Below are 19,671 nucleotides of genomic sequence, written 5' to 3'. Positions count from 1 at the left end.
ATGTAAATGTGTTAATAAATATGAAATTAACTCTATGTGTAATATTTTAACTTTAATATTGACAAAATCAAGTTTTCTGACTCATACTTTTGGCCGATAAAGGACAGGTAGAAAAACTTAAATATTAGTTTTGTAGAAAAAAATTTCGTATAATAGACCTAAGAGGTGATTTGTATGCTACGTAAACACATTAAAGTATTTGGGATGGTACAAGGTGTTGGTTTTCGTTTTTATACAGAAAGACTGGCGCTTAAATATAATATTGCAGGTACTGTACAAAATGTAGAAGACTATGTAGAAGTTTTTGCGCAAGGTGAACCAGAAGCGCTTAATCATTTTGTTGAAGCAGTTATAGCCGGTGCATCACCTGCGTCACATGTTGAGAACTTTACTGTCGAAGAATTAGACATAGACAAGACACTGACAAAATTTAAAACTATTTAAAATAAAGGAAGATGTAATTTGAGATACAATATTTCTCGTATTTTGGGGATGATAGTCGCGATACCGTTTGCGATTGTAGTATGGTTTATTTCAGTGTTTGCATTTGATATTCAGGCAATTTTTGATGTATTAATTTCAGTTGCTGCGTTTTTGGGTTCTTACTTCCCTACGCAACGCTTATCATCGAGAAAGTATCTTAAAGAAATTGGGTTATCACGGAGAGAGCATCGCTATGTACAACATCAATTAAGCCATGCACAAGACAAGATTAGACGCATATTAAAAGTATTTATTAATGTGAGATCAATTAAAGATTTCAGACAAGTGAATGAAATATATCGTATTGCACGTGCTATTTACTACGCTGTAAAACAGCAACCAGCTAAGTTTTTCTTAGTAGAAAGTTTCTTTTATTCACACATTGATAATGCTTTGAATTTAATTGAAGCATATACTCGACTCTCAAAATCACCCAAAAAATCTAAAGAAGATAAGCAACGTCTAGAACAAACACGTATTACTTTAGATGAAGTTAACCGTACTTTAGTAGCAGACTTAAAACGAATTAACGAAGAAGATTATGAAAAACTAGATATCGAAATAGAGCTAAATAAAATTGAACAAAAACGTCAGAAATGAAGTGAAATATCGACGAAAGAATGGAGCGAGATAGGTTATGACAAGAGAGCAAGATTCAATTAATGCACACCCTCTTGATTCTTTTATTGACGAGCAAGCTGCGAATGAAGGACAAATCATCCAACAAACGAAGCAATTTTCACCAGAAGAGCAAAAAAAGATTGAGGAATTAAGTTCGTCTATTACACCGATGGATCATGATGGGTTATTAAATTTCGGTACCGAAGCACAATCTAATATGTCTCAATTTTCACACCGTATATTAAACGATGTGAAAACATCGGATATCGGCCCGGTTGGAGATTCACTTAATGGTTTAATGGCTAAATTAAAATCAGTTAATCCAGATGAATTAAACCCTGAGAATCAATCAAAATTAAAACGATTCTTCAAACGTACTAAAGCATCTGTGAATGAAATTTTTTCTAAAATGCAATCAATAGGTTCTCAGATTGATCGTATTTCTATTGAATTAGACAAACATAAAACGAATTTGAAAAAAGATGTTGAGTTATTGGATCAGTTATATGACCAAAATAAGGACTATTTTGACGATTTAACATTATATATTGAGGCAGCAAAACGTAAAAAACAATTGATTGAAAGTACAGAATTACCAAAATTACAAAAAGAAGCACAAAATTCTAATAATCAAATGGTAGTGCAAGATGCCGCTGATTTGAGTCAATTTGTAGAACGTTTAGATAAACGAATATATGATTTACAACTGTCAAGACAAATTGCCATCCAAACAGCACCGCAAATTCGAATGATACAAAATGTTAACCAAGCGTTAGCGGAAAAAATTCAAAGCTCTATTTTAACTAGTATACCTTTATGGAAAAATCAAATGACAATTGCCTTAACTTTAATGAGACAACGTCATGCAGTATCCGCACAAAAAGCAGTTACTGATACAACGAATGATTTACTGTTGAAAAATTCTGCACTATTAAAACAAAATGCTATAGAAACTGCCACAGAAAACGAGCGTGGTGTAGTAGACATAGAAACATTGAAAACGACTCAAAGTGATATTATAGAGACGATAGAACAAACACTTCAAATTCAAAAACAAGGTAGAGATAAACGTAAACAGGCTGAAGGTGAACTCAGCGAGCTAGAGGGAGAACTAAAACAACATTTATTGGATATGAAAAATAAACCACAATAATTATGGTTAACATCGTGTAACTTCCCTATTACATTGATTAATAAAACAAGCACTTCCCTTTTTGGGAAGTGCTTGTTTATTAGTGTTAATTATTCTTTTTCATAGACAATCGGTTGTTCATTTTTGACTAAAGTAGCCACAATATAACCTATAATTGTAAATAATACGGCAATTGGGAACCACTCTAATGAATATTCTTTTAACGGTAAAACATCAATGAAGCTTAATTTAATCCAACCTTGAGTGTGGACAATACTTAAAATTGCAATGATAGTTACCGCTGTAACTGGAATTCTTTGTGCGATTGGTTTTGTTGGTACAATACGTGCAATTAAAATGAGTAATACTGATGTGATAGCGATTGGGTATACAACACTTAAAACCGGTACTGACATTTTAATTACTGAGTTCAATCCTTGGTTGGCTAGGATAAAACTGATAATTGTAAAAATAACTGCAAATACTTTGTACGATACTTTAGGTACAATTTTATGGAAGTATTCGGATACAGATACAATTAAACCACACGCAGTTGTTAAACAAGCAAGCGCTACAATAATACCTAACACATACTTACCAAGTGAACCAAAACCAGTTGTAGCAATGGTCGTCAATAGATATGTACCAATATTTTGATCTTTAGCAGTTAGACTGGCAATTTTATCTGGCGATATATTCATATGATTTCCAATAAAGCCTAAAGAAATATAAATAAACAATAATGCTACTGCTGCAATAACACCTGCTAATAATGTTTGTTTAAATATTTGATTTGCATGAGTGAGTCCTGTAGATTTCACAGCATTAACTACAATCATTGAAAATGCAATTGCTGCAATCGCATCCATAGTCAAATAACCGTTTGTAAATCCTTGTGAAAAACCTGCTAAATTAGATGTAAATAGCTCTGATTCCTTACTTGCTGAATTACTTCCAAAATCAATAAAACCTTTAATAATCATAGCTAAAATAGTAATTAACAATAATGGTGTTAATAAAGATCCGATACGATCTACCATTTTAGTTGGATTAATACATAAATATAAAACAATTAAGAAATAGATAACTGTAAAAATAAATAAAGCAAGACTACTATTTGTATGTGCAATTGGCGTTACAGTCATTTCGAATGATGTTGAAGCTGTACGCGGAATCGCAAACAATGGTCCAATCGTTAAGTAAATAACAATTAGAAAAACAATAGAAAACTTAGGTGATATTTTATTTAATGAACCGATATATCCCTCTTTATCTAATGCGCCTACCACTACTCCCAATAATGGTAAACCGATCCCTGTAAGTGAAAATGCTAAAATAGACGGCCAAAAGTACTGTCCACTATCTAGGCCTAAACTCGGTGGGAAAATTAGGTTACCTGCTCCAAAAAAGATAGCGAAAAGCATGAAACCTATAATCCATGTATTTTTATTCATATTTTATACTCCTTCAATCTTTCCAAAAATATAATATTCATTATTCTACCACGATTAACGACAATAAGTCTATATAACTTTTCAGAATATTTTAAACTATTGCTAAAATCGGTTAAAAAGATTTTAACAATAGTTTTTTGAGTAATGGTGAAAGCTGACTTGGTAAGTTTTCAACACCTTCTACGAACAACGCAAATTGTCCGTAAATATTGTGTATCGTTTGTTCGATATCTTCGGTAATAGGTTCTTGACTTAAAAATACATTAAAAACTTCAATCCCCATTTTACGTGCAGTTTCTACGGATTCATAAGTATCTAAAATACCATCCTGACTGTAGTTATATGCAGAAGGCTCGCCATCTGAAAAGACAATTAAAAATCGTTGATTATGAGAACGTCTGAGTAGTCTTTCACTTGCAATACGTATAGCAACGCCATCTCTGTTATCATCTTGGGGTTCTAACGCGATAATACGTGGTCCTTCATTTGAATAGATAGATTTATCATAATGAATGATTTCATCTATAATATTTGGTTGCGTATTTTCGTCAGCTTCAAAGGCATCTTCATTAAAAGCTAAAATTTCATGTTTTACATTTAATGATTTTAACGTTTCATGGAATAAGACTACACCTTTTATGGTTTCGTCCATTTTATCTTGCATACTGGCTGAGGCATCTATTAATAAAGTGAAAGTTGCATCAAATGACTGACTTAAATCTTGTTTTTTATAAAATAATTTATATTGGTCATCAATAAACCAATTTAATAAGTTTTTTTGTAGTCGTCCTTTGGTTAAATTATGGCGTTCATCATCATGTTCACGATCAATTGTTTTTTTAATGATTTTGATTAAATCTTTAGTTTCAAAAGCTACATCTTGTTCTACTTCTCTATAAGCTTGCTGAAAATCAGGTTTTATTTCTGGAACGCGCCAATCAATATCAACATTTTCATTAATACCAGTCAGAGCAAATAGATTATTACTTCCTAGTGAGCCGCCCTCTTCGTTGTCTATAGTTTGGTTAGAACCTTTTCCTTTTTTAAGTTGCATATCGGTCATATCATCACTAGGATCGCCTTCACGAGCAGTATCATTGTCACTTGCAACGTCACTATTAGTGCCTTCATGAAGTTCCATTTCTAAATATGCACCACCTGAAGATTGACTGTCAGCACTTTTAGTTTCCGCTTTTTCGCTCTCGATATCTTCAGAATTCTCTTGTTCATTAGTACCATCAGTGTTACTAGCATCTGTACGACGCAAGTCTTCAAAAGACTGCGTTTCCATAGCACTATAAACTTGTTTAGGTAGATGATAATACTCATTAAGCATATCTTCTTTTAATATATCGTCTATTTGATACATGATTCGATCAGCTAAAAATTTGTTGTCTTCAGAGTTTTCATTGTAGAAAAAATTAGGTAAATACTGGTACATATTAACTAAAATATCATCAATTCGTGGATGAATATGAGGAATGTCATAAAAGTTTTCAGTTAAAAATGAGTGCGCCAAGTGCAATAATAATAAATCAGTAAATGTTGTTTTGGTTTTATAGACATTTATCTGTGTCTCTATAAATTGCTGTCTTACTTTATTTCTTAGAATAATTGCTTTTTGCGTACTAGGTCGTTCTTGTATAATGATATTTAAAATTCTTTTATCTTCGAGCAATTTAAATAACTGTTGATAAAACTTCGTGTGAGTAAATGATTCTACATTATTAATCACATCATTAACGACTGTTGAATCCATTAACTGGTATCCGTATGCTGCAAGCATGACATCTGTTTTTAAACCTGCAGTTTCAATATGTGTTGGTCGATGTGACCAAAAAGAGCTTGTTATCAACACATTATTGATTGGATCGAAATAAGGGAATTTTTGAATTTTGACATGTGTTTCTTTGTTTTTTAGTAATAATCTTGACAAGTCTTGTAACATCATTACTTGTTTGGCATCTAGTTGTTCGTCGTTAAATTTTATAAAACGATCACTCATAACTTATCCCTCACTAAAAGTTTAATTCAACCGCATTGATGATAGCTTGTTGTTCTCTCTCGTCTTCTAATTTATCTATAATTGTCCGCTGTATTGCCCTTTCAATTGGCATAATTGTTGCTAAATCACTTAAGTCAATTAATGCACGAATACTAGCAGCCTCTTCAGAAATTTGTCCTTGTTTTGTCATTGTACGTAAATCTTCATTGAATTTAATAATACGTGAAATTAAATTGTCGTCATCTAGTTGGCTTTGCTCTTTAATAACATTACCTAACGTATCACCATCTATATAATCCACTTGTATAACGACAAAACGGTTTTTCAAAGCTTCGTTCATTGGCAAGGTACCAATATAACCTTCGTTGATTGCTGCTATTACATTGAACCCAGGTTCAGCTTTAACAACTTCACCAGTAAATGGATTTGTTAGTTTTCTACGATAATCAAGTACACCATTTAAAATTGGCAATGTTTCCGGTTTAGCCATGTTGATCTCATCAATATATAAAATATGTCCTTCTTTCATTGCTTTAATAACAGGGCCGTCGATAAAAACAATTTCTTGTTGGCCTTCACTATTGGTTTGAATTGTTTTAAAGCCTAACAAACTTTCAGCATCTAAATCAACAGAACAATTGACTTGATACATCGGTGTTTCTATTGTTTCGCTTAATGTTTCAGCTAACTTAGTTTTACCTGAACCGGTTGGTCCTTTGAGTAATATATTTTTATTTAATCGTAATAATGCCGAAGCATCATTGAATATAGTTTCATCAGAATTGATATATTGTGTTTTTACCATGAAAAATAGCTCCTTATAATCAGTAAATGTGTTGTCATTAAAAAAGAGACTGGAGTAAAAAATCACCCTAGTCTACTATTCTAATCATGTATTACTCATGTTTAATATTAATGTCTTTTAGTTAGATGTTAAACTTCTTTAAAATAAGTTTTATAATAACCACCAACTAAACCAGCATTATCAATAATTTGATAATAATCTTCGGTTTCATTGATGACGTCATATTGTTTGCCTACTGTCAACATATCAGATACTTTAAACTTTTGTGCATTTGTATGCACAACTTCTACTTTCTTAAGTGGTTCATGTGTTTTCCATGTTTCGTGTAGCATTTTTTATAAAATCCTTTCATTACTTTGTTTTTTCTAATGTTAAAATAAATGTAATTCCGCTATTTTCTGAAATTCTTAATGATTGGGCGTCACCTTGATCAAGTGTTTGGTATGGAATGCCAATAACTTCTAATTGTTGTAAAGCATGTTGATATTCCTCTGTTGATTCAGTTGCGAATTCTATTTGTTCTACAATCCCATGTGCAGGCATGTTAATTTCTTCGGCAGCAGGATATAAATGCAATTCGCCCCCTAATCCACCATCACCAATTTTGAAAACTTGAACTTTGAAATCATCGTTGTCCGATGCAACATATTCTGCGTAATGAGTAAGATTAAACACTTTAGACAAAATAGATTGTGTTAGTAATGGTTCATTCACTTTTATAATAACCGGTGCAAGTCCTTGAATTTGATGCAATGGATTCACTGAACTATCAAAAGATGGCATACCTAAAGGTGTCCCACTATTATGCTCATTGGAGTAAATGGCAAATTGTTGCCCATCATGATCTTTAAAGTGAAAGTATTGATGATCGTTTAAAGTTGTAATAGCGCTATAGTCTATACCAACATCTTTCAAAATAGCTTGATACTCTAATAAAGCTTCATCTGTGGGTACACGTAAGCCAATGCTGTTAATTTGGTTGTTCGCAATATTATAGTTAGGAATTTCTACTACATGTACACGAGTACCAGACGCTAAGTCTGCATCGCCAAAACGTAAAGCATGCTTTTTTTGTCCAACAGTCATACCTAGCACATCAGTTAATAGTGCTTGAGATTTGTTTAAATCGCTCGTTCCAATCGTAACACTTCTAAGACCATTCATTCATAGACACCTCAATACATTCTTTTGGTTTATTATAACGTATTTTCTAATTAATTTATAGAATGAACTTTGAATATGTTGAATTAACAAGAAACAAAGTTGATAAAATGATATTTTGTATTAAAATAAAGATATAAACAACTAATATTATCTTATTAACAATAATATTAAATAAGGAGGTTTTTGAATGATTAACTTCTTATTATTATTTGGCATCACAGTATTAATTGCAGTGTATTCAGGCATTACATTCTTTACGAATTTGAAAAATAAAAACAACCAAAAGTCGTCCAAAGATAAAGCGCCAAATAATAAAATTTTCGGTATAGTATTTGTAGTATTTTTAATTATTGCCATTATCGAAGTCATTGTCTACTCAATTTAAGCAACTTTAATTGCATACAAACTAGTAAACAACAAGTGTTAATCGAATACTAAGTCAGATGCAGTGTTAAGTTTAACTGTTTTCTGACTTATTTTTTGTACTTTGACGATAAATTAATTGTACTACTCCACTTTTGTAAGTATTTACTGTAGAGAGTTCTAACTGTTTTTGGTTGTTAATAGCTTCAAAAAGTGGAGTACCAGCAGCTAAAATAATAGGATGCACAGCTAACTGCAATTCATCGACTAAATTTTGATTTAAAAATGTTGTGATAATACTAGAGCCACCGTAAAGCCAAATATCTTTGCCGGGTTGAGCTTTTAAGTGATTTACAGTGTTGGCAATATGATTATTAATATAAGTAGTTGTAGGATTAGAGTATTGTAGTGTACGACTAAAAACATATTTGTGGGTGTTTTGCATTAATTCCCACATATGATATTCACTTTGCGGAGTATTGCTATTAGGTTGATATTCGGTCCATAAATCATAACTTTTGCGTCCAAACAGAATCGTATCAATTTGTTCTAAAAATTTATCGAATTGCATATCATCTTCCATAATGCACCAATCAATTTCACTGTTTGGCCCTTCTATAAAACCATCTAAAGTTACTGCAAGATTTAAGATTACTTTTCTAGTCATAAAACCCCTCCTTAAATTTTTAATTATGAAAATATGCTTTATCAAAAAGTTAGTTATACAGTAGCTTATTTTAAACTATGAAACAGACATATTACAGTAGAAAGCTAATGTTTGATCATTAATTTGTTGTATATAACAATTGAAATTTATTATTAAAAAGTTCAAACATACTTTTGTTTTAGCTCATTTCACTAGTACAATGTGATATGTAGCATTTAAATCACTAACAATTTGGAGATGGTAATTTTGAAAATAGCCCGATTTATTTCTGTACTCTGTACAGTGTTATTAATCATTGTATTAATTTATGGACTAATAATGATGATTGGTGACTTTATGGGAGTGACGACATTTAATAATCAATTCCTCATTATTGGTATTGCTATAGTTTTATTAAGTAATTTATTTCAACAATCAAAACCCCGAGTGTCTATAGCATTATTAATTATCGGTATCATTCTTATTTTTATCGGTTAATATTATAGTGAATGAAGTTTACAATTTGGATTTTATAATAAAATCTTTAAAGCAATGTCTATCAACAGGCGTTGCTTTTTTAATTTATAGTTGTGCTGACAGTGTATTTACTAGTTAACACAAAAGTTCTTGTTGCGGTTCAAATAGGCATTGAGACGGTAAATAAAGACCTCCCCCACCTCTATAATTTATATAAAGCACAAATAGTTAACTTTAACGATTGTTCTTTGTTTTGTTCTTTTTGTACGTTATAATGACCTTTGAGGTGTATAAATTATGAAAGAAATTAATGAAATTATATCTGACAATATAAAGTTATTTAGAAAACAACATGGTTATTCACTAGACCATTTATCAGAACTTACAGGAGTTAGTAAAACAATGTTAGGTCAAATAGAACGTAAAACATCAACACCATCTATTACTACGTTATGGAAAATTGCTAGTGGATTAAAAGTATCTTTCACAGAATTAACGCAAGAAAGTGATGCTATCATTAACAAAATAACGTTAGATCAGACACAAGCACTATCTTCAGAGCACAACAAATATCAAATATTTTCTATATTTAAATTTGATATTGAAAGAAAAATTGAAAGTTTTATGGCTGTCATTGAACCAAGTGGAAAAATTAGTGTATCTCCTCATGGTGCTGGCTCTATGAAGTATATAACGGTATATGATGGGACAGTAACAATTACATTAGATGGAGAAAAGTTCATTTTACAGCAGCATGAATCTATTAAATTTAATGGCAATATGTTTCATCAATATAACAATGAACATAATGAAACTGCACGGTTACATATCGTTATACATTATTAATTTACGTAATGACGGTAATGAAATAAAAATACAACGACGCTGTGCGCCGTTGTATTAAGATTAATTAACTATTTCATATTAAAGCTTTAATATTAGCTATTGTTCTTTATTTTTCTGAAGAATTTTTTGTATTTTCTCAAGGTTTGCCTTAAAATCTTTTTTAGATTGCTCACTATCATAATATTCAGGGTCGCTCTTTCTAATTAATTCTCCGTCTATTCTCCACTTCTCATGCAATGTAAGTGGTTTGCGCTTTCTATTTCTACTTGTATTGTGTTCATTTTCAGTCATGTTCAACACCTCACAAATTTATCGTTTGCAAGTATAATAACACCTTACGCATATATTCGTACAATGTCTCTAATTTGAATTTTAAGCCCGTTTTTAGCGCATAGCGCAGTTAGATAATTCACGTGTTTAAGGATGAGATTCATAGCATACGTAACGTATATACGAAGCTATACGCCAAATTTATATCATGTATCCATATAAAAGATAAAGGCTACTCAATTAAGAGCAGCCCAATAACGTGAAAAGTTGATGTTTAGATTAACAGTCGCCATGTTAATCTTACAAATACTTAAGCTAATAAAGGAGAAGTTTTATGGGAATTTCCCACAAATGAATAAATACATAAAAATACAACGACGCTGTGCGCCGTTGTATTGAGGTTAATAAACTATTTTATGTTGTGTATTAAGATTCTAATAGTAAATCTTCTGGGTTTTCAATTAAATCTTTTATTGTTTTCAAGAAGCCTACTGCCTCTTTACCATCAATGATACGGTGGTCATAGCTTAATGCAATGTACATCATTGGACGGTTTTCAATAGTTTCTGCATCAATAGCAATTGGACGTGTGATGATAGAGTGCATGCCTAGGATTGCTGCTTGACTACCATTAATGATTGGCGTTGACATCATTGAACCAAAAATACCGCCATTTGTAATAGTAAACGATCCGTTGACCATATCATCTAAACCTAATTTTTTATCACGTGCTTTAACTGCTAAATTGGCAATTTCAGCTTCAATTTCCGCAAAGTTCTTCTTATCACAATCTCTAACGAATGGTACAAGTAAACCATCATCTGTAGAAACAGCAACACCAATGTCGTAGTATTCTTTAGTAATCATGTCATCGCCATCGATTTCAGCGTTAACTTCCGGATACTTTTTCAATGCTGCAACAGCTGCTTTTGTGAAGAATGACATGAAACCAAGTTTAGTGCCATCATGATCTTTAATGAATTGTTCTTTTTTACGTTTACGTAAGTTCATAACGTTTGTCATATCAATTTCATTGAAAGTTGTAAGCATTGCTGTATTGTTTGATACTTCTAGTAATTTTTTAGAAGCAGTTTTCTTACGTCTCGACATTTTTTCACGTTTAACTGGTTTTGAAGGTTTTTGAGCTGCTGGAGCTGGTGTTTCTTGTTTTTTACTACTTTCAGCCGGTTTATTGTTTGAAGCAGCTGCTCCATTTTGTTGTTGATCAACATCTTCTTTACGTACAACATCGTTTGATTTTGCTGCCACGTCGTTTAAATTAACGCCTTTTTCACGAGCATATTTACGTGCTGATGGTGTTGCATTAACGCGTTGTGTTGAATCTGTAGAGTCATTTTGTTCTGCTTTTGGTGCTTCATCTGAAGTGGACGCTGCCTCTCCAGTTGAAGATGCTTCAGTTGATTGTTGTGATGAAGTATCTTCATTGCTGTTACTTGCATTGCCTGAACCTTCTCCTACAACTGCAACAGCTTGACCAACTTCAACAGTATCACCTTCGTTGGCTAAAGTTTCTTGTAATACACCTGCTTCTTCTGAAACTACTTCAACATTGACTTTATCTGTTTCTAATTCGAGAATAGCTTCACCTTTATCGACGCTATCTCCTACTTGTTTTAACCATTCTGCTATGGTACCTTCTGTGATTGATTCTGCTAATTCTGGAACTTTTACTTCTGGCATGCCTAACTTCCCCCTAGTTATTATTTGTGCTTTGTTCAATTATCATATTTTGTACGAGTTTGTGAATTTCGCCATCACCTTCAGCTGGTGCTGCACGTTGGATACGTCCGTGATAGCTTAAATCATATTTGTCTACAGTTAACTCTTTTAAGTATGGATAAACAAATGACCATGCGCCTTGGTTTTTAGGTTCTTCTTGTACCCAAGCGACAGTTTCTAAGTTTGGTAAATCATTTAAAATAGCTTCTATTTCTGATGCTGGGAATGGATATAATCTTTCAACAGCAATTAATAAAATAGAATTGTTTGGATTTTTAGCCAAATGCTCTTTTAAATCGATAAACATTTTACCTGACGCTAAAACCACTTTTTTAACAGCTTCTTTATCATGTTCTTCAGTTAAAATTGGTTCAAATTTGCCTGAAGTAAATTTAGAAATTGGATCTGAAACTGTTTTATTACGCAATAAACTTTTTGGAGACATAATTACTAATGGTCTCATTGATTGAGTACCTAAATTAGCAGCTTGCGCTCTAAGTAAATGGAAATAGTTACTTGAGCTTGAAAGATTTGCAACAGTCATATTATTTTCGCCCGCAAGTTGTAAAAATCTTTCAAGTCTTGCAGAAGAATGTTCTGGTCCTTGACCTTCAAATGAATGAGGTAATAATAATGTTAAACCTGAACGTTCTCCCCATTTAGCTCGTGCACTAAATAAGAAATTATCAAAAATCATTTGCGACATATTTGAAAAGTCTCCGTATTGTGCTTCCCAAATAGTCATACAATCTTTATTTTGTACATTATAGCCGTATTCAAAACCAACTACAGCTGCTTCTGATAATGGTGAATTATAAACTGTGAAAGTAGCTTTTTGATTTGGAACATGATTTAACGGTATAAATGTATTGCCATTTTCTGAATCATGTAATACTGCATGACGATGACTAAATGTACCGCGTTCGCTATCTTGCCCAGTCAAACGAACTGGTTTGCCATCTTGTGTAATAGTCGCAAAGGCCAATTGTTCAGCTTGAGCCCAGTCTACTAATCCATCTTCAGAGTTAAATGGTTCTTTACGTTTTTCTAATACTTTGTTTAGTTTTTTCAACACAGTAAAATCAGACGGATAAGATAGCATAGCGTCATTTATTTCTTGTAATTGTTCAAAAGTAAATTGACGATCATCACCTTGTAAAGGTTGTTGTAAACTCTCAGGTTTTTGCATATCTGGATTATCCATTTTGTCATTTTTATCGATTTTATCATGTGCAGCACGTAATGTTTTTTGAACTTCATCAAAAATATTATTCATTTGATCCTTCGAAATAATACCTTCTTCAACTAATTGATTACCATATAAAATATCGACTGGATCATGATCACGTATTTGTTGATATGGAACTGGATTAGTGATTGATGGTTCATCCATTTCATTGTGTCCATAACGGCGATAACCAACTAAGTCAATAACCACGTCTTTATCGAATTCTTTTCTGAATGCCATTGCAATTTCAATAGCTTCGATAGTGGCTTCTACATTATCTGCATTAACATGCATAATTGGCACATCATAGCCTTTTGCAACATCAGATGAATACGTTGTAGAACGTCCGTCTTCAGGTTCTGTTGTGAAACCAATTCTATTATTTGTAATAATATGTAGCGTACCACCTGTAGAATACCCATCTAAATTGCCAAGGTTCATTGTTTCAAAATTGATACCTTGTCCAGGATAAGCTGCGTCACCATGAATTAAAATTGGCATAGATTTATTAAATTCAGTTGTTGTCGAGCCTGCTTTTTTAGTGTCATCTTGTGTTGCTCTTGTTTTACCAATAACAACTGGTGCAACAATTTCTAAGTGACTTGGGTTATTAGCAAGTGAAATACGTTGTTCAATACCATAAGAAGATGTTGTTTTCACGCCACCTAAATGGTATTTTACATCGCCTGTCCAGCCTGAAGTCAGGTATAAACTACCGTCTTCTGGTGAGAATTTCATTGGATCAGTGTGCATAAATTCAGATAACATCATTTCATATGGTTTTTCTAGCACGTGTGTTAAGACGTTAAGACGTCCTCTATGTGCCATACCAATTTGAATGTTTTGTATACCTTCATTACCTGCTAATTTCAATGTTTGTTGTAACATTGGTACTAGTGTATCGACGCCTTCAATTGAGAATCGCTTTGCGCCTACAAAGTTTTTATGCAAATACTTTTCAAAACCTTCGACATGTGCAAGGTTTTTAAATAATTCAATTTTTTGATTGTCATTTAGTGTGGCTTTATAAGGTGTCTCTATACGACGTTTTAACCATACACGCTCTCTATTATTATTAATGTGTGTATATTCAAAGGCAATAGGACCTTTGTAACGTTTTTCCATACGAACAATAGCCTCGTATGCGTTGTCGTAAATATCTTTAAAATGTTCAGATACAATACCAGCCGAAATACTTTCCAAAGTCTCTTTATCAAGATTAAAATCTTCAATATTTAACTTTGGTACATGATTTCTTTCAGGACGATTAACTGGATAAATATCTGCCAATAAATGCCCGTATTGACGTATATTATCGATTAATCTCATAACACGTTTGATCGTGCTATCTGCTTTGGTATTAGCGCTTTGAACGCCTGATTTGGTTTCGATGTTAGCTTCACCGTTTTTAATTGTACTAAAAAGGACTTGCAAATCTTCAGGGACTGCAGTCGGATCTTCTAAATAGTTGTCATACAAATCAAGAATATATCCTAGATTTGTCCCGAAATTTACAGGTGCCTCAGTTACCTGTCTTTCGTTGCTCATTTTACACCCTCCACAAAATAGTTGAAACGCTTACAAATCAATAATAGCATTAAATCAATTGAAATTAAAGTAGCAAAAGCTTGTATAACGCAAAAATCAATCAACAAAATAAAATTGCTATTGTATCTATATTTTGATGCTTTCTTTATTGATTAAAAAGTTGCTGTAATTAAAAAAATAACTACAATCAGTTGTACTTTGCCCTTCTTTTCGACAAACTAATCATAGTTATTTTTGTATTATTATATTTAATTGTTAAAATGTAATTTTAAATGTAGTATAACTTCCTAATTCACTATCAACTTGAATTGTTCCACCATAGTACTCGATTATTTTTTTCGCAATAGACAGTCCTAAGCCGTTGCCACCTAAGTTACGTGCACGAGATTTATCTACTCTATAGAAACGGTCAAAGATAAATTCAATATCTTCTTGCGGAATACCTAAGCCATGGTCAGTAATTTCTATTGAAATTTGTTTGTTTTTAAGACCGGTTTGAATTGTTATTTGTTTGTTTTTCTGGTCATATTTCATGGAGTTATCAATAAATATAATCAACACCTGCTCGAATTGATAGCGATTGATTTTAATATTTAAAGGTTTAGGATATGGTATAAATTCAAAGGTATAATCTTGGTGCAAATGTTCAACAGATTTAATGCGTGACTTAATTTCTTTATTAATATCTACTATTTCTATTTCACGCTCGTTTACATTGTTATTGTCTTTAGTTAATAGTAAAAGTTCTTCGATTAATTTAGTAATTCTAGTCATTTCTTCTAGTGAAATATTTAATGATTCTTCTAAGATTGCAGGATCTTTCTTACCCCACCGTTGTATAAGATTTAAATGACCTTGAATAATTTGTAATGGTGTACGCAATTCATGCGATGCATCTTCTACAAATTGTCGTTGCTGATTAAATGATTCTTCTAATTGAGCCATCATTTCGTTGAATGTATCAATTAAATTATCTGTTTCTTCATAATTTGTAGGCAATTGTAATTGTTCTTGGAAACCATCCCTTCTAATTTGTTGCATTTTATTAGACATTGTAATGAGTGGTTTAGTAATTTGTGATGACACAAAATAACTGATAATAGCTGTTAAAATAGTAGCAATTATTCCAAAAGCAAAAGCGAAAAAGTAAAGCGAGTTTACTAATGTATTATAATTATCTAATGAATGAACAATCATACTGTAACCATCAAAATTATCATTGTGCACGCTATTTGTAACGATTAGGTAATCTTTGTTGCCAGTACTTTCGATTTCAATCTGATGAAATTTAGATGGCTTTATAGTTGGAGAATACTTAATGGAATTGTCATTTGATGTTTCGATAATTTGTTGGCCGTGATCATCAAACAAAATAACTTTTTGAAAATTACCTAATGATGCATTTAAATCTAGTGGCGTAATATCTTTAATATGTTGCGATTGAAATAAGTTGTTAATATCGTTTGAACTACGTTCTGCCTCGCTAACTTCATTGTGCCTCAAAGCACTACTTAAATAGAATATAATAATCAAACTAAAAATTAATATAGTAGAAAATGTGATTGTAGTAGTGATAAGCATCCATTGAGTTTTTAATTTACGTTGTTTCATCTTCGTATCACGTATCCTACGCCTCTAACAGTTTCTATGTAGCTATCTTTATCAAAAGGTTTCAACTTATTACGTAAGTAACGAATATAAACATCAACTACATTAGTTTCTACTTCTGAATCATAGCCCCATACATATTCTATTATTTGTTCTCGCTGCATAACATGATTAATATTTTCAGCAAGTAATAATAATAAGTCATACTCAGTTTTAGTGAGTCCAACATGTTCACCATTAACAGATACTTTAAATGCACCTTTATCAATTACTAAACCATTAATGTTAATCTCATTTTTTTGTGGTTGTCGTCTTAACATAGCACGAATTCGTGCCAGTAATTCTTCTATATCAAATGGTTTTACAATGTAATCATCTGCACCATAATCTAAACCAACAACTTTATCATAGGTGTCACTTTTCGCAGTTATCATGATAATAGGTGTATTTTGAACTTGACGTATTTGACGACATATCTCCAAACCGTTGATATTTGGTAACATCAAATCAAGTAAAATCAAATCAAACTCATATTCCAATGCTCTGTCTAAGCCGGTTTGTCCATCATTTTCAATTTCAACTTCATACGCTTCGTGTTTTAGTTCTAATTCGATAAAGCGAGCAAGGTTTTGCTCATCTTCAACAATTAATATTTTTGTCATACATCGCACCTCATATGCATCTTAGTAATTAAATAATCTTATTATAACCATATTATTTTAGCAAGCTATTCGAATGAACAATAGCATAGCTCATTACATTAAATAATGTGTTAACTTAACTCATAAAACGAAAAATTAAAAAAAATTCTAAGGATTTAATTGACAATGATTCTCAATGTTGTATAATGTAATTGAAAATGATTATCAATACTAAATAAGACATTCCCCCCACACATTACGTTCTTATTAGCATTGATCATTTTCAGAAATATCCCCTTTTATATGCCCGTAAAAGACTAACGTTGCGAGTCAACGTATTATAAAAGCTGACTTTACTTTAGTAAAGTCAGCTTTATATTTTATCTAAATGACCTAATAATTTAGATATTCAATTTTTTACGTAACATTAGCGTCGCTAAAACAATGCAAAATACGCCACCTATAATTCCCGCGATAATATCTGTAGGATAATGTACACCTAAGTAAACGCGAGAAGAAGAAATCATTATGATAAATAATGCACATAAGCCAATCATAAATCCTTTTGATTTCCCTTTCATTACTCGATTCGAGATATAAATCGCACTGCCGAAAAAGGCTGTCGAACCCATAGCGTGTCCACTAGGGAAACTGAAACCTGAAATATCGATTAATCTGAGTAAAGTAGGTCGTTCTCTGTCAAAAATATTTTTTAATAGAGGGTTTAATGTACTAGATAAACTCATAACTATAGCAAAAAACAATGCTTCAATGTTTAAGCGTTTTAGCATTAAGAATGCCACTAATAACAATGATAAGCATACCATTGCCCAAACTTCGCCCACTTTTGTTACACCTAAAAAGATTGAAGTTGTAATAAAGCTTTCTGATGAGTATATAAATTCATATACTTCATTATCAATCCATTTTCCTAATCTTGATTCATGGAAAAATGCAATGACACCAAATATTAAGGTGAAGATGATTAATAATGAAATTCTTTTCCAGTGTGACATTGCTCCACGACCCCCTTATTAAGCTTCTGCGTCTGTAACGATTTTATCGAATAAATCTTCTTTAGTATAACTTTCTTTATAAGTTTTCATTTTATCAATAATGTCTGATCTGTTATGTTCTATATCAGCTAATTGTTCAGCTAGTTGGTTTTCAGAAAGTTCATCTTCTAAAATATATCTACCAAAATCTTTTGATGCAAAATTTTTAGCGTTGTCAATTTGGTCTCCTCTAGACTGTTCCAAACCTAATGGAATGAGTAACATAGGAATACGTAACGTTAAAAACTCATAAATCGCATTAGAACCAGATCTACTAACAACAGTATCGGTAATAGCTAATAAATCAGTTAAGTCATCTTTCACAAATTCAAACTGAATATAACCTGGGCGATTAATATACTTTTCGTCTAATAGTCCTTTACCAGTTAGGTGAATGATTTGATATGTTTTGAGTAATGCATCTAAATTACCTCTTATAGTATCATTTAATTTTTTGCTTCCGAGGCTACCTCCCATTACTAGTAAGACCTTTTTGTCGCTGCTAAACTGCGTTAATTGATAACCACGCGATTTATTACCACTTTTCAAATCTTCTCGGACAGTTGCACCTACAAAGTCAGCTTTATCTTTAGGTAAGTAGTTTAACGTATCTTCAAATGTTGTGTATATTTTTTTAGCAAACTTTAATGCTATCTTATTTGCTAATCCTGGAGTTAAATCAGATTCATGAATGATGGTTGGTATTTTTAAAGACCGAGCAGCTATAACTACAGGTACAGACACAAATCCTCCTTTAGAAAATAACAAATCAGGTTTTTCTTTCTTTAATACGCGACGCGCATCGATGATTCCTTTAAGAACTTTAAAGATATCTTTGAAATTGTCAAAAGACAGATAACGACGTAATTTCCCACTGGAAATTACATGATATTTGATTTCTGGTAGCTGTGATTCAATCATCTCTCTTTCAATCCCTTTTTGAGATCCTATATAAAAAGCTTCATGTCCTTTCGCTAACGCTGTAGGAATTAAACTTAAATTAACAGAAACATGACCAACAGTACCGCCACCGGTAAATGCTATTTTCGACATAAAACAACCTCGCTCTATTTTTTTAATTTGGTGTAATAAGCATAAAAAGGTTTCCCTTTATCAAATGGAAAATAATCCATTGTGGCTTCGCCTACTTTAGTAAAGCCAAATTTAGTGAATAATTGTTGTGCACGATAATTTAATGCAAACGTGTCAGTAAGTACATAATCAACTTCGAGGCTTTTGGCTAAATTTAAAGCAAAAGCAAAAAGTTTTGTAGCGCCTCCCTTATAATTAGGGGAATTTGCTAATCGATGTATTACAAATGCCTGATTTTTATTTATAGGCCACTTTAAGCTATCATACCATTCTGCTTGAGATTGGTCGACCGCAACAAAACCATAAACCGTATTATTTTCATCTAACACATAAAGTGATTTGTTTTCAATATCACCCACGAAGTGTTGTTGTAATGGGTAGTTGTCATCCCATTGTGGATTATTATCTTGTTGCATAATTGCTTTTGCTTGATTTACGATAACCATTATTGAATCAAGATCTTTCATTGTTGCATTACGAATCATTGACTGAC

The 19,671-nt window shown here is 32.1% G+C and carries 20 protein-coding genes; 6 read left to right on the top strand and 14 right to left on the bottom strand.

Translation table 11 applies throughout. The features are described from left to right. Positions 1-174 precede the first annotated feature (174 nt). Genes JVU85_RS02345 through JVU85_RS02335 form a run of 3 tightly spaced genes read left to right on the top strand, consistent with a single transcriptional unit; the run spans position 175 to position 2,257 of the window. Positions 175-444 (top strand): acylphosphatase, encoded by a 270-nt coding sequence (locus tag JVU85_RS02345; RefSeq protein WP_002511123.1) that lies wholly within the window; start codon positions 175-177, stop codon positions 442-444. An 18-nt stretch (positions 445-462) separates the two neighbouring features. Further along, the gene (locus tag JVU85_RS02340; protein WP_002511124.1) at positions 463-1,083 is read left to right on the top strand and encodes a 5-bromo-4-chloroindolyl phosphate hydrolysis family protein; all 621 of its coding nucleotides are present in this window, start codon (positions 463-465) and stop codon (positions 1,081-1,083) included. A 37-nt stretch (positions 1,084-1,120) separates the two neighbouring features. Next, a complete protein-coding gene (locus JVU85_RS02335; protein WP_002511125.1) occupies positions 1,121-2,257 on the top strand; it encodes a toxic anion resistance protein in 1,137 nt (378 codons plus the stop codon). Between the two features lie 89 nt (positions 2,258-2,346). On the opposite strand, the gene brnQ3 is transcribed toward JVU85_RS02335, so the two are convergent. The 5 genes from brnQ3 to JVU85_RS02310 all read right to left on the bottom strand — a co-directional run bounded on the left by brnQ3 (position 2,347) and on the right by JVU85_RS02310 (position 7,664). Then, positions 2,347-3,690: a branched-chain amino acid-like transporter carrier protein BrnQ3 gene (gene brnQ3, locus JVU85_RS02330; protein ID WP_002511126.1), complete on the bottom strand. Its 1,344-nt coding sequence runs from the start codon at positions 3,688-3,690 to the stop codon at positions 2,347-2,349. 112 nt (positions 3,691-3,802) lie between these two features. Next, the gene (locus tag JVU85_RS02325; RefSeq protein ID WP_002511127.1) at positions 3,803-5,695 is read right to left on the bottom strand and encodes a vWA domain-containing protein; all 1,893 of its coding nucleotides are present in this window, start codon (positions 5,693-5,695) and stop codon (positions 3,803-3,805) included. Between the two features lie 13 nt (positions 5,696-5,708). Beyond that, a complete protein-coding gene (locus JVU85_RS02320; RefSeq protein WP_002511128.1) occupies positions 5,709-6,500 on the bottom strand; it encodes an ATP-binding protein in 792 nt (263 codons plus the stop codon). Positions 6,501-6,628: 128 nt separating this feature from the next. Continuing rightward, positions 6,629-6,832, bottom strand: a complete 204-nt coding sequence (locus JVU85_RS02315) for a DUF6501 family protein (protein ID WP_021458799.1) — start codon at positions 6,830-6,832, stop codon at positions 6,629-6,631. A gap of 19 nt (positions 6,833-6,851) precedes the next feature. Beyond that, positions 6,852-7,664 carry a VOC family protein gene (locus JVU85_RS02310; RefSeq protein WP_021458798.1) on the bottom strand — a complete coding sequence of 271 codons (813 nt, stop codon included), beginning with the start codon at positions 7,662-7,664 and terminating at the stop codon, positions 6,852-6,854. A 187-nt stretch (positions 7,665-7,851) separates the two neighbouring features. Between JVU85_RS02310 and JVU85_RS02305 the strand changes: the two genes are divergently transcribed. Next, positions 7,852-8,049, top strand: coding sequence for a hypothetical protein (locus JVU85_RS02305; RefSeq protein ID WP_002511131.1), 198 nt, complete (start codon positions 7,852-7,854; stop codon positions 8,047-8,049). A gap of 72 nt (positions 8,050-8,121) precedes the next feature. On the opposite strand, the gene JVU85_RS02300 is transcribed toward JVU85_RS02305, so the two are convergent. Beyond that, on the bottom strand, positions 8,122-8,694 hold the full coding sequence (locus JVU85_RS02300) for a dihydrofolate reductase family protein (protein ID WP_021458797.1): 573 nt from the start codon (positions 8,692-8,694) through the stop codon (positions 8,122-8,124). A 246-nt stretch (positions 8,695-8,940) separates the two neighbouring features. Between JVU85_RS02300 and JVU85_RS02295 the strand changes: the two genes are divergently transcribed. Both JVU85_RS02295 and JVU85_RS02290 read left to right on the top strand, forming a co-directional pair. Next, positions 8,941-9,171, top strand: coding sequence for a hypothetical protein (locus JVU85_RS02295; RefSeq protein ID WP_002511133.1), 231 nt, complete (start codon positions 8,941-8,943; stop codon positions 9,169-9,171). A 276-nt stretch (positions 9,172-9,447) separates the two neighbouring features. Continuing rightward, complete coding sequence (locus tag JVU85_RS02290; RefSeq protein WP_002511134.1) at positions 9,448-9,996, top strand: helix-turn-helix domain-containing protein; 549 nt, start codon at positions 9,448-9,450, stop codon at positions 9,994-9,996. 96 nt (positions 9,997-10,092) lie between these two features. On the opposite strand, the gene JVU85_RS02285 is transcribed toward JVU85_RS02290, so the two are convergent. The 8 genes from JVU85_RS02285 to JVU85_RS02250 all read right to left on the bottom strand — a co-directional run bounded on the left by JVU85_RS02285 (position 10,093) and on the right by JVU85_RS02250 (position 19,663). Further along, entirely contained in the window at positions 10,093-10,287 is a 195-nt protein-coding gene (locus JVU85_RS02285; protein ID WP_002511135.1) for a hypothetical protein, read from the bottom strand. A 405-nt stretch (positions 10,288-10,692) separates the two neighbouring features. Then, on the bottom strand, positions 10,693-11,967 hold the full coding sequence (gene odhB / locus JVU85_RS02280) for a 2-oxoglutarate dehydrogenase complex dihydrolipoyllysine-residue succinyltransferase (protein ID WP_002511136.1): 1,275 nt from the start codon (positions 11,965-11,967) through the stop codon (positions 10,693-10,695). 13 nt (positions 11,968-11,980) lie between these two features. Continuing rightward, on the bottom strand, positions 11,981-14,782 hold the full coding sequence (locus JVU85_RS02275; RefSeq protein ID WP_204172065.1) for a 2-oxoglutarate dehydrogenase E1 component: 2,802 nt from the start codon (positions 14,780-14,782) through the stop codon (positions 11,981-11,983). Positions 14,783-15,037: 255 nt separating this feature from the next. Next, a complete protein-coding gene (locus tag JVU85_RS02270; RefSeq protein WP_021458795.1) occupies positions 15,038-16,393 on the bottom strand; it encodes a HAMP domain-containing sensor histidine kinase in 1,356 nt (451 codons plus the stop codon). After that, positions 16,390-17,052 carry a response regulator transcription factor gene (locus JVU85_RS02265; protein ID WP_002511139.1) on the bottom strand — a complete coding sequence of 221 codons (663 nt, stop codon included), beginning with the start codon at positions 17,050-17,052 and terminating at the stop codon, positions 16,390-16,392. The genes JVU85_RS02270 and JVU85_RS02265 overlap by 4 nt, the downstream gene beginning before the upstream one ends. Before the next feature lie 380 nt (positions 17,053-17,432). After that, positions 17,433-18,047, bottom strand: coding sequence for a phosphatase PAP2 family protein (locus tag JVU85_RS02260; protein WP_002511140.1), 615 nt, complete (start codon positions 18,045-18,047; stop codon positions 17,433-17,435). An 18-nt stretch (positions 18,048-18,065) separates the two neighbouring features. Then, positions 18,066-19,139, bottom strand: coding sequence for an undecaprenyldiphospho-muramoylpentapeptide beta-N-acetylglucosaminyltransferase (locus JVU85_RS02255; RefSeq protein ID WP_002511141.1), 1,074 nt, complete (start codon positions 19,137-19,139; stop codon positions 18,066-18,068). Positions 19,140-19,153: 14 nt separating this feature from the next. After that, positions 19,154-19,663 (bottom strand): GNAT family N-acetyltransferase, encoded by a 510-nt coding sequence (locus JVU85_RS02250; RefSeq protein ID WP_021458794.1) that lies wholly within the window; start codon positions 19,661-19,663, stop codon positions 19,154-19,156. Positions 19,664-19,671: the final 8 nt, after the last annotated feature.

It is taken from the genome of Staphylococcus sp. GDY8P72P (assembly GCF_016890655.1).
Classification (GTDB): Bacteria; Bacillota; Bacilli; order Staphylococcales; family Staphylococcaceae; genus Staphylococcus; species Staphylococcus arlettae.
Note: the sequence above shows the minus strand (reverse complement) of the source record. Positions and strands in the feature narration are given on the sequence as shown.

What these genes read in the sequence shown, in the direction of transcription:
- JVU85_RS02345 (WP_002511123.1), top strand. Translation starts at nt 175, where the DNA reads ATGCTACGTAAACACATTAAAGTATTTGGGATGGTACAAGGTGTTGGT.
- JVU85_RS02335 (WP_002511125.1), top strand. Translation starts at nt 1,121, where the DNA reads ATGACAAGAGAGCAAGATTCAATTAATGCACACCCTCTTGATTCTTTT.
- brnQ3 (WP_002511126.1), bottom strand. Translation starts at nt 3,690, where the DNA reads ATGAATAAAAATACATGGATTATAGGTTTCATGCTTTTCGCTATCTTT.
- JVU85_RS02325 (WP_002511127.1), bottom strand. Translation starts at nt 5,695, where the DNA reads ATGAGTGATCGTTTTATAAAATTTAACGACGAACAACTAGATGCCAAA.
- JVU85_RS02320 (WP_002511128.1), bottom strand. Translation starts at nt 6,500, where the DNA reads ATGGTAAAAACACAATATATCAATTCTGATGAAACTATATTCAATGAT.
- JVU85_RS02315 (WP_021458799.1), bottom strand. Translation starts at nt 6,832, where the DNA reads ATGCTACACGAAACATGGAAAACACATGAACCACTTAAGAAAGTAGAA.
- JVU85_RS02310 (WP_021458798.1), bottom strand. Translation starts at nt 7,664, where the DNA reads ATGAATGGTCTTAGAAGTGTTACGATTGGAACGAGCGATTTAAACAAA.
- JVU85_RS02305 (WP_002511131.1), top strand. Translation starts at nt 7,852, where the DNA reads ATGATTAACTTCTTATTATTATTTGGCATCACAGTATTAATTGCAGTG.
- JVU85_RS02300 (WP_021458797.1), bottom strand. Translation starts at nt 8,694, where the DNA reads ATGACTAGAAAAGTAATCTTAAATCTTGCAGTAACTTTAGATGGTTTT.
- JVU85_RS02290 (WP_002511134.1), top strand. Translation starts at nt 9,448, where the DNA reads ATGAAAGAAATTAATGAAATTATATCTGACAATATAAAGTTATTTAGA.
- JVU85_RS02285 (WP_002511135.1), bottom strand. Translation starts at nt 10,287, where the DNA reads ATGACTGAAAATGAACACAATACAAGTAGAAATAGAAAGCGCAAACCA.
- odhB (WP_002511136.1), bottom strand. Translation starts at nt 11,967, where the DNA reads ATGCCAGAAGTAAAAGTTCCAGAATTAGCAGAATCAATCACAGAAGGT.
- JVU85_RS02275 (WP_204172065.1), bottom strand. Translation starts at nt 14,782, where the DNA reads ATGAGCAACGAAAGACAGGTAACTGAGGCACCTGTAAATTTCGGGACA.
- JVU85_RS02270 (WP_021458795.1), bottom strand. Translation starts at nt 16,393, where the DNA reads ATGAAACAACGTAAATTAAAAACTCAATGGATGCTTATCACTACTACA.
- JVU85_RS02265 (WP_002511139.1), bottom strand. Translation starts at nt 17,052, where the DNA reads ATGACAAAAATATTAATTGTTGAAGATGAGCAAAACCTTGCTCGCTTT.
- JVU85_RS02260 (WP_002511140.1), bottom strand. Translation starts at nt 18,047, where the DNA reads ATGTCACACTGGAAAAGAATTTCATTATTAATCATCTTCACCTTAATA.
- JVU85_RS02255 (WP_002511141.1), bottom strand. Translation starts at nt 19,139, where the DNA reads ATGTCGAAAATAGCATTTACCGGTGGCGGTACTGTTGGTCATGTTTCT.
- JVU85_RS02250 (WP_021458794.1), bottom strand. Translation starts at nt 19,663, where the DNA reads ATGATTCGTAATGCAACAATGAAAGATCTTGATTCAATAATGGTTATC.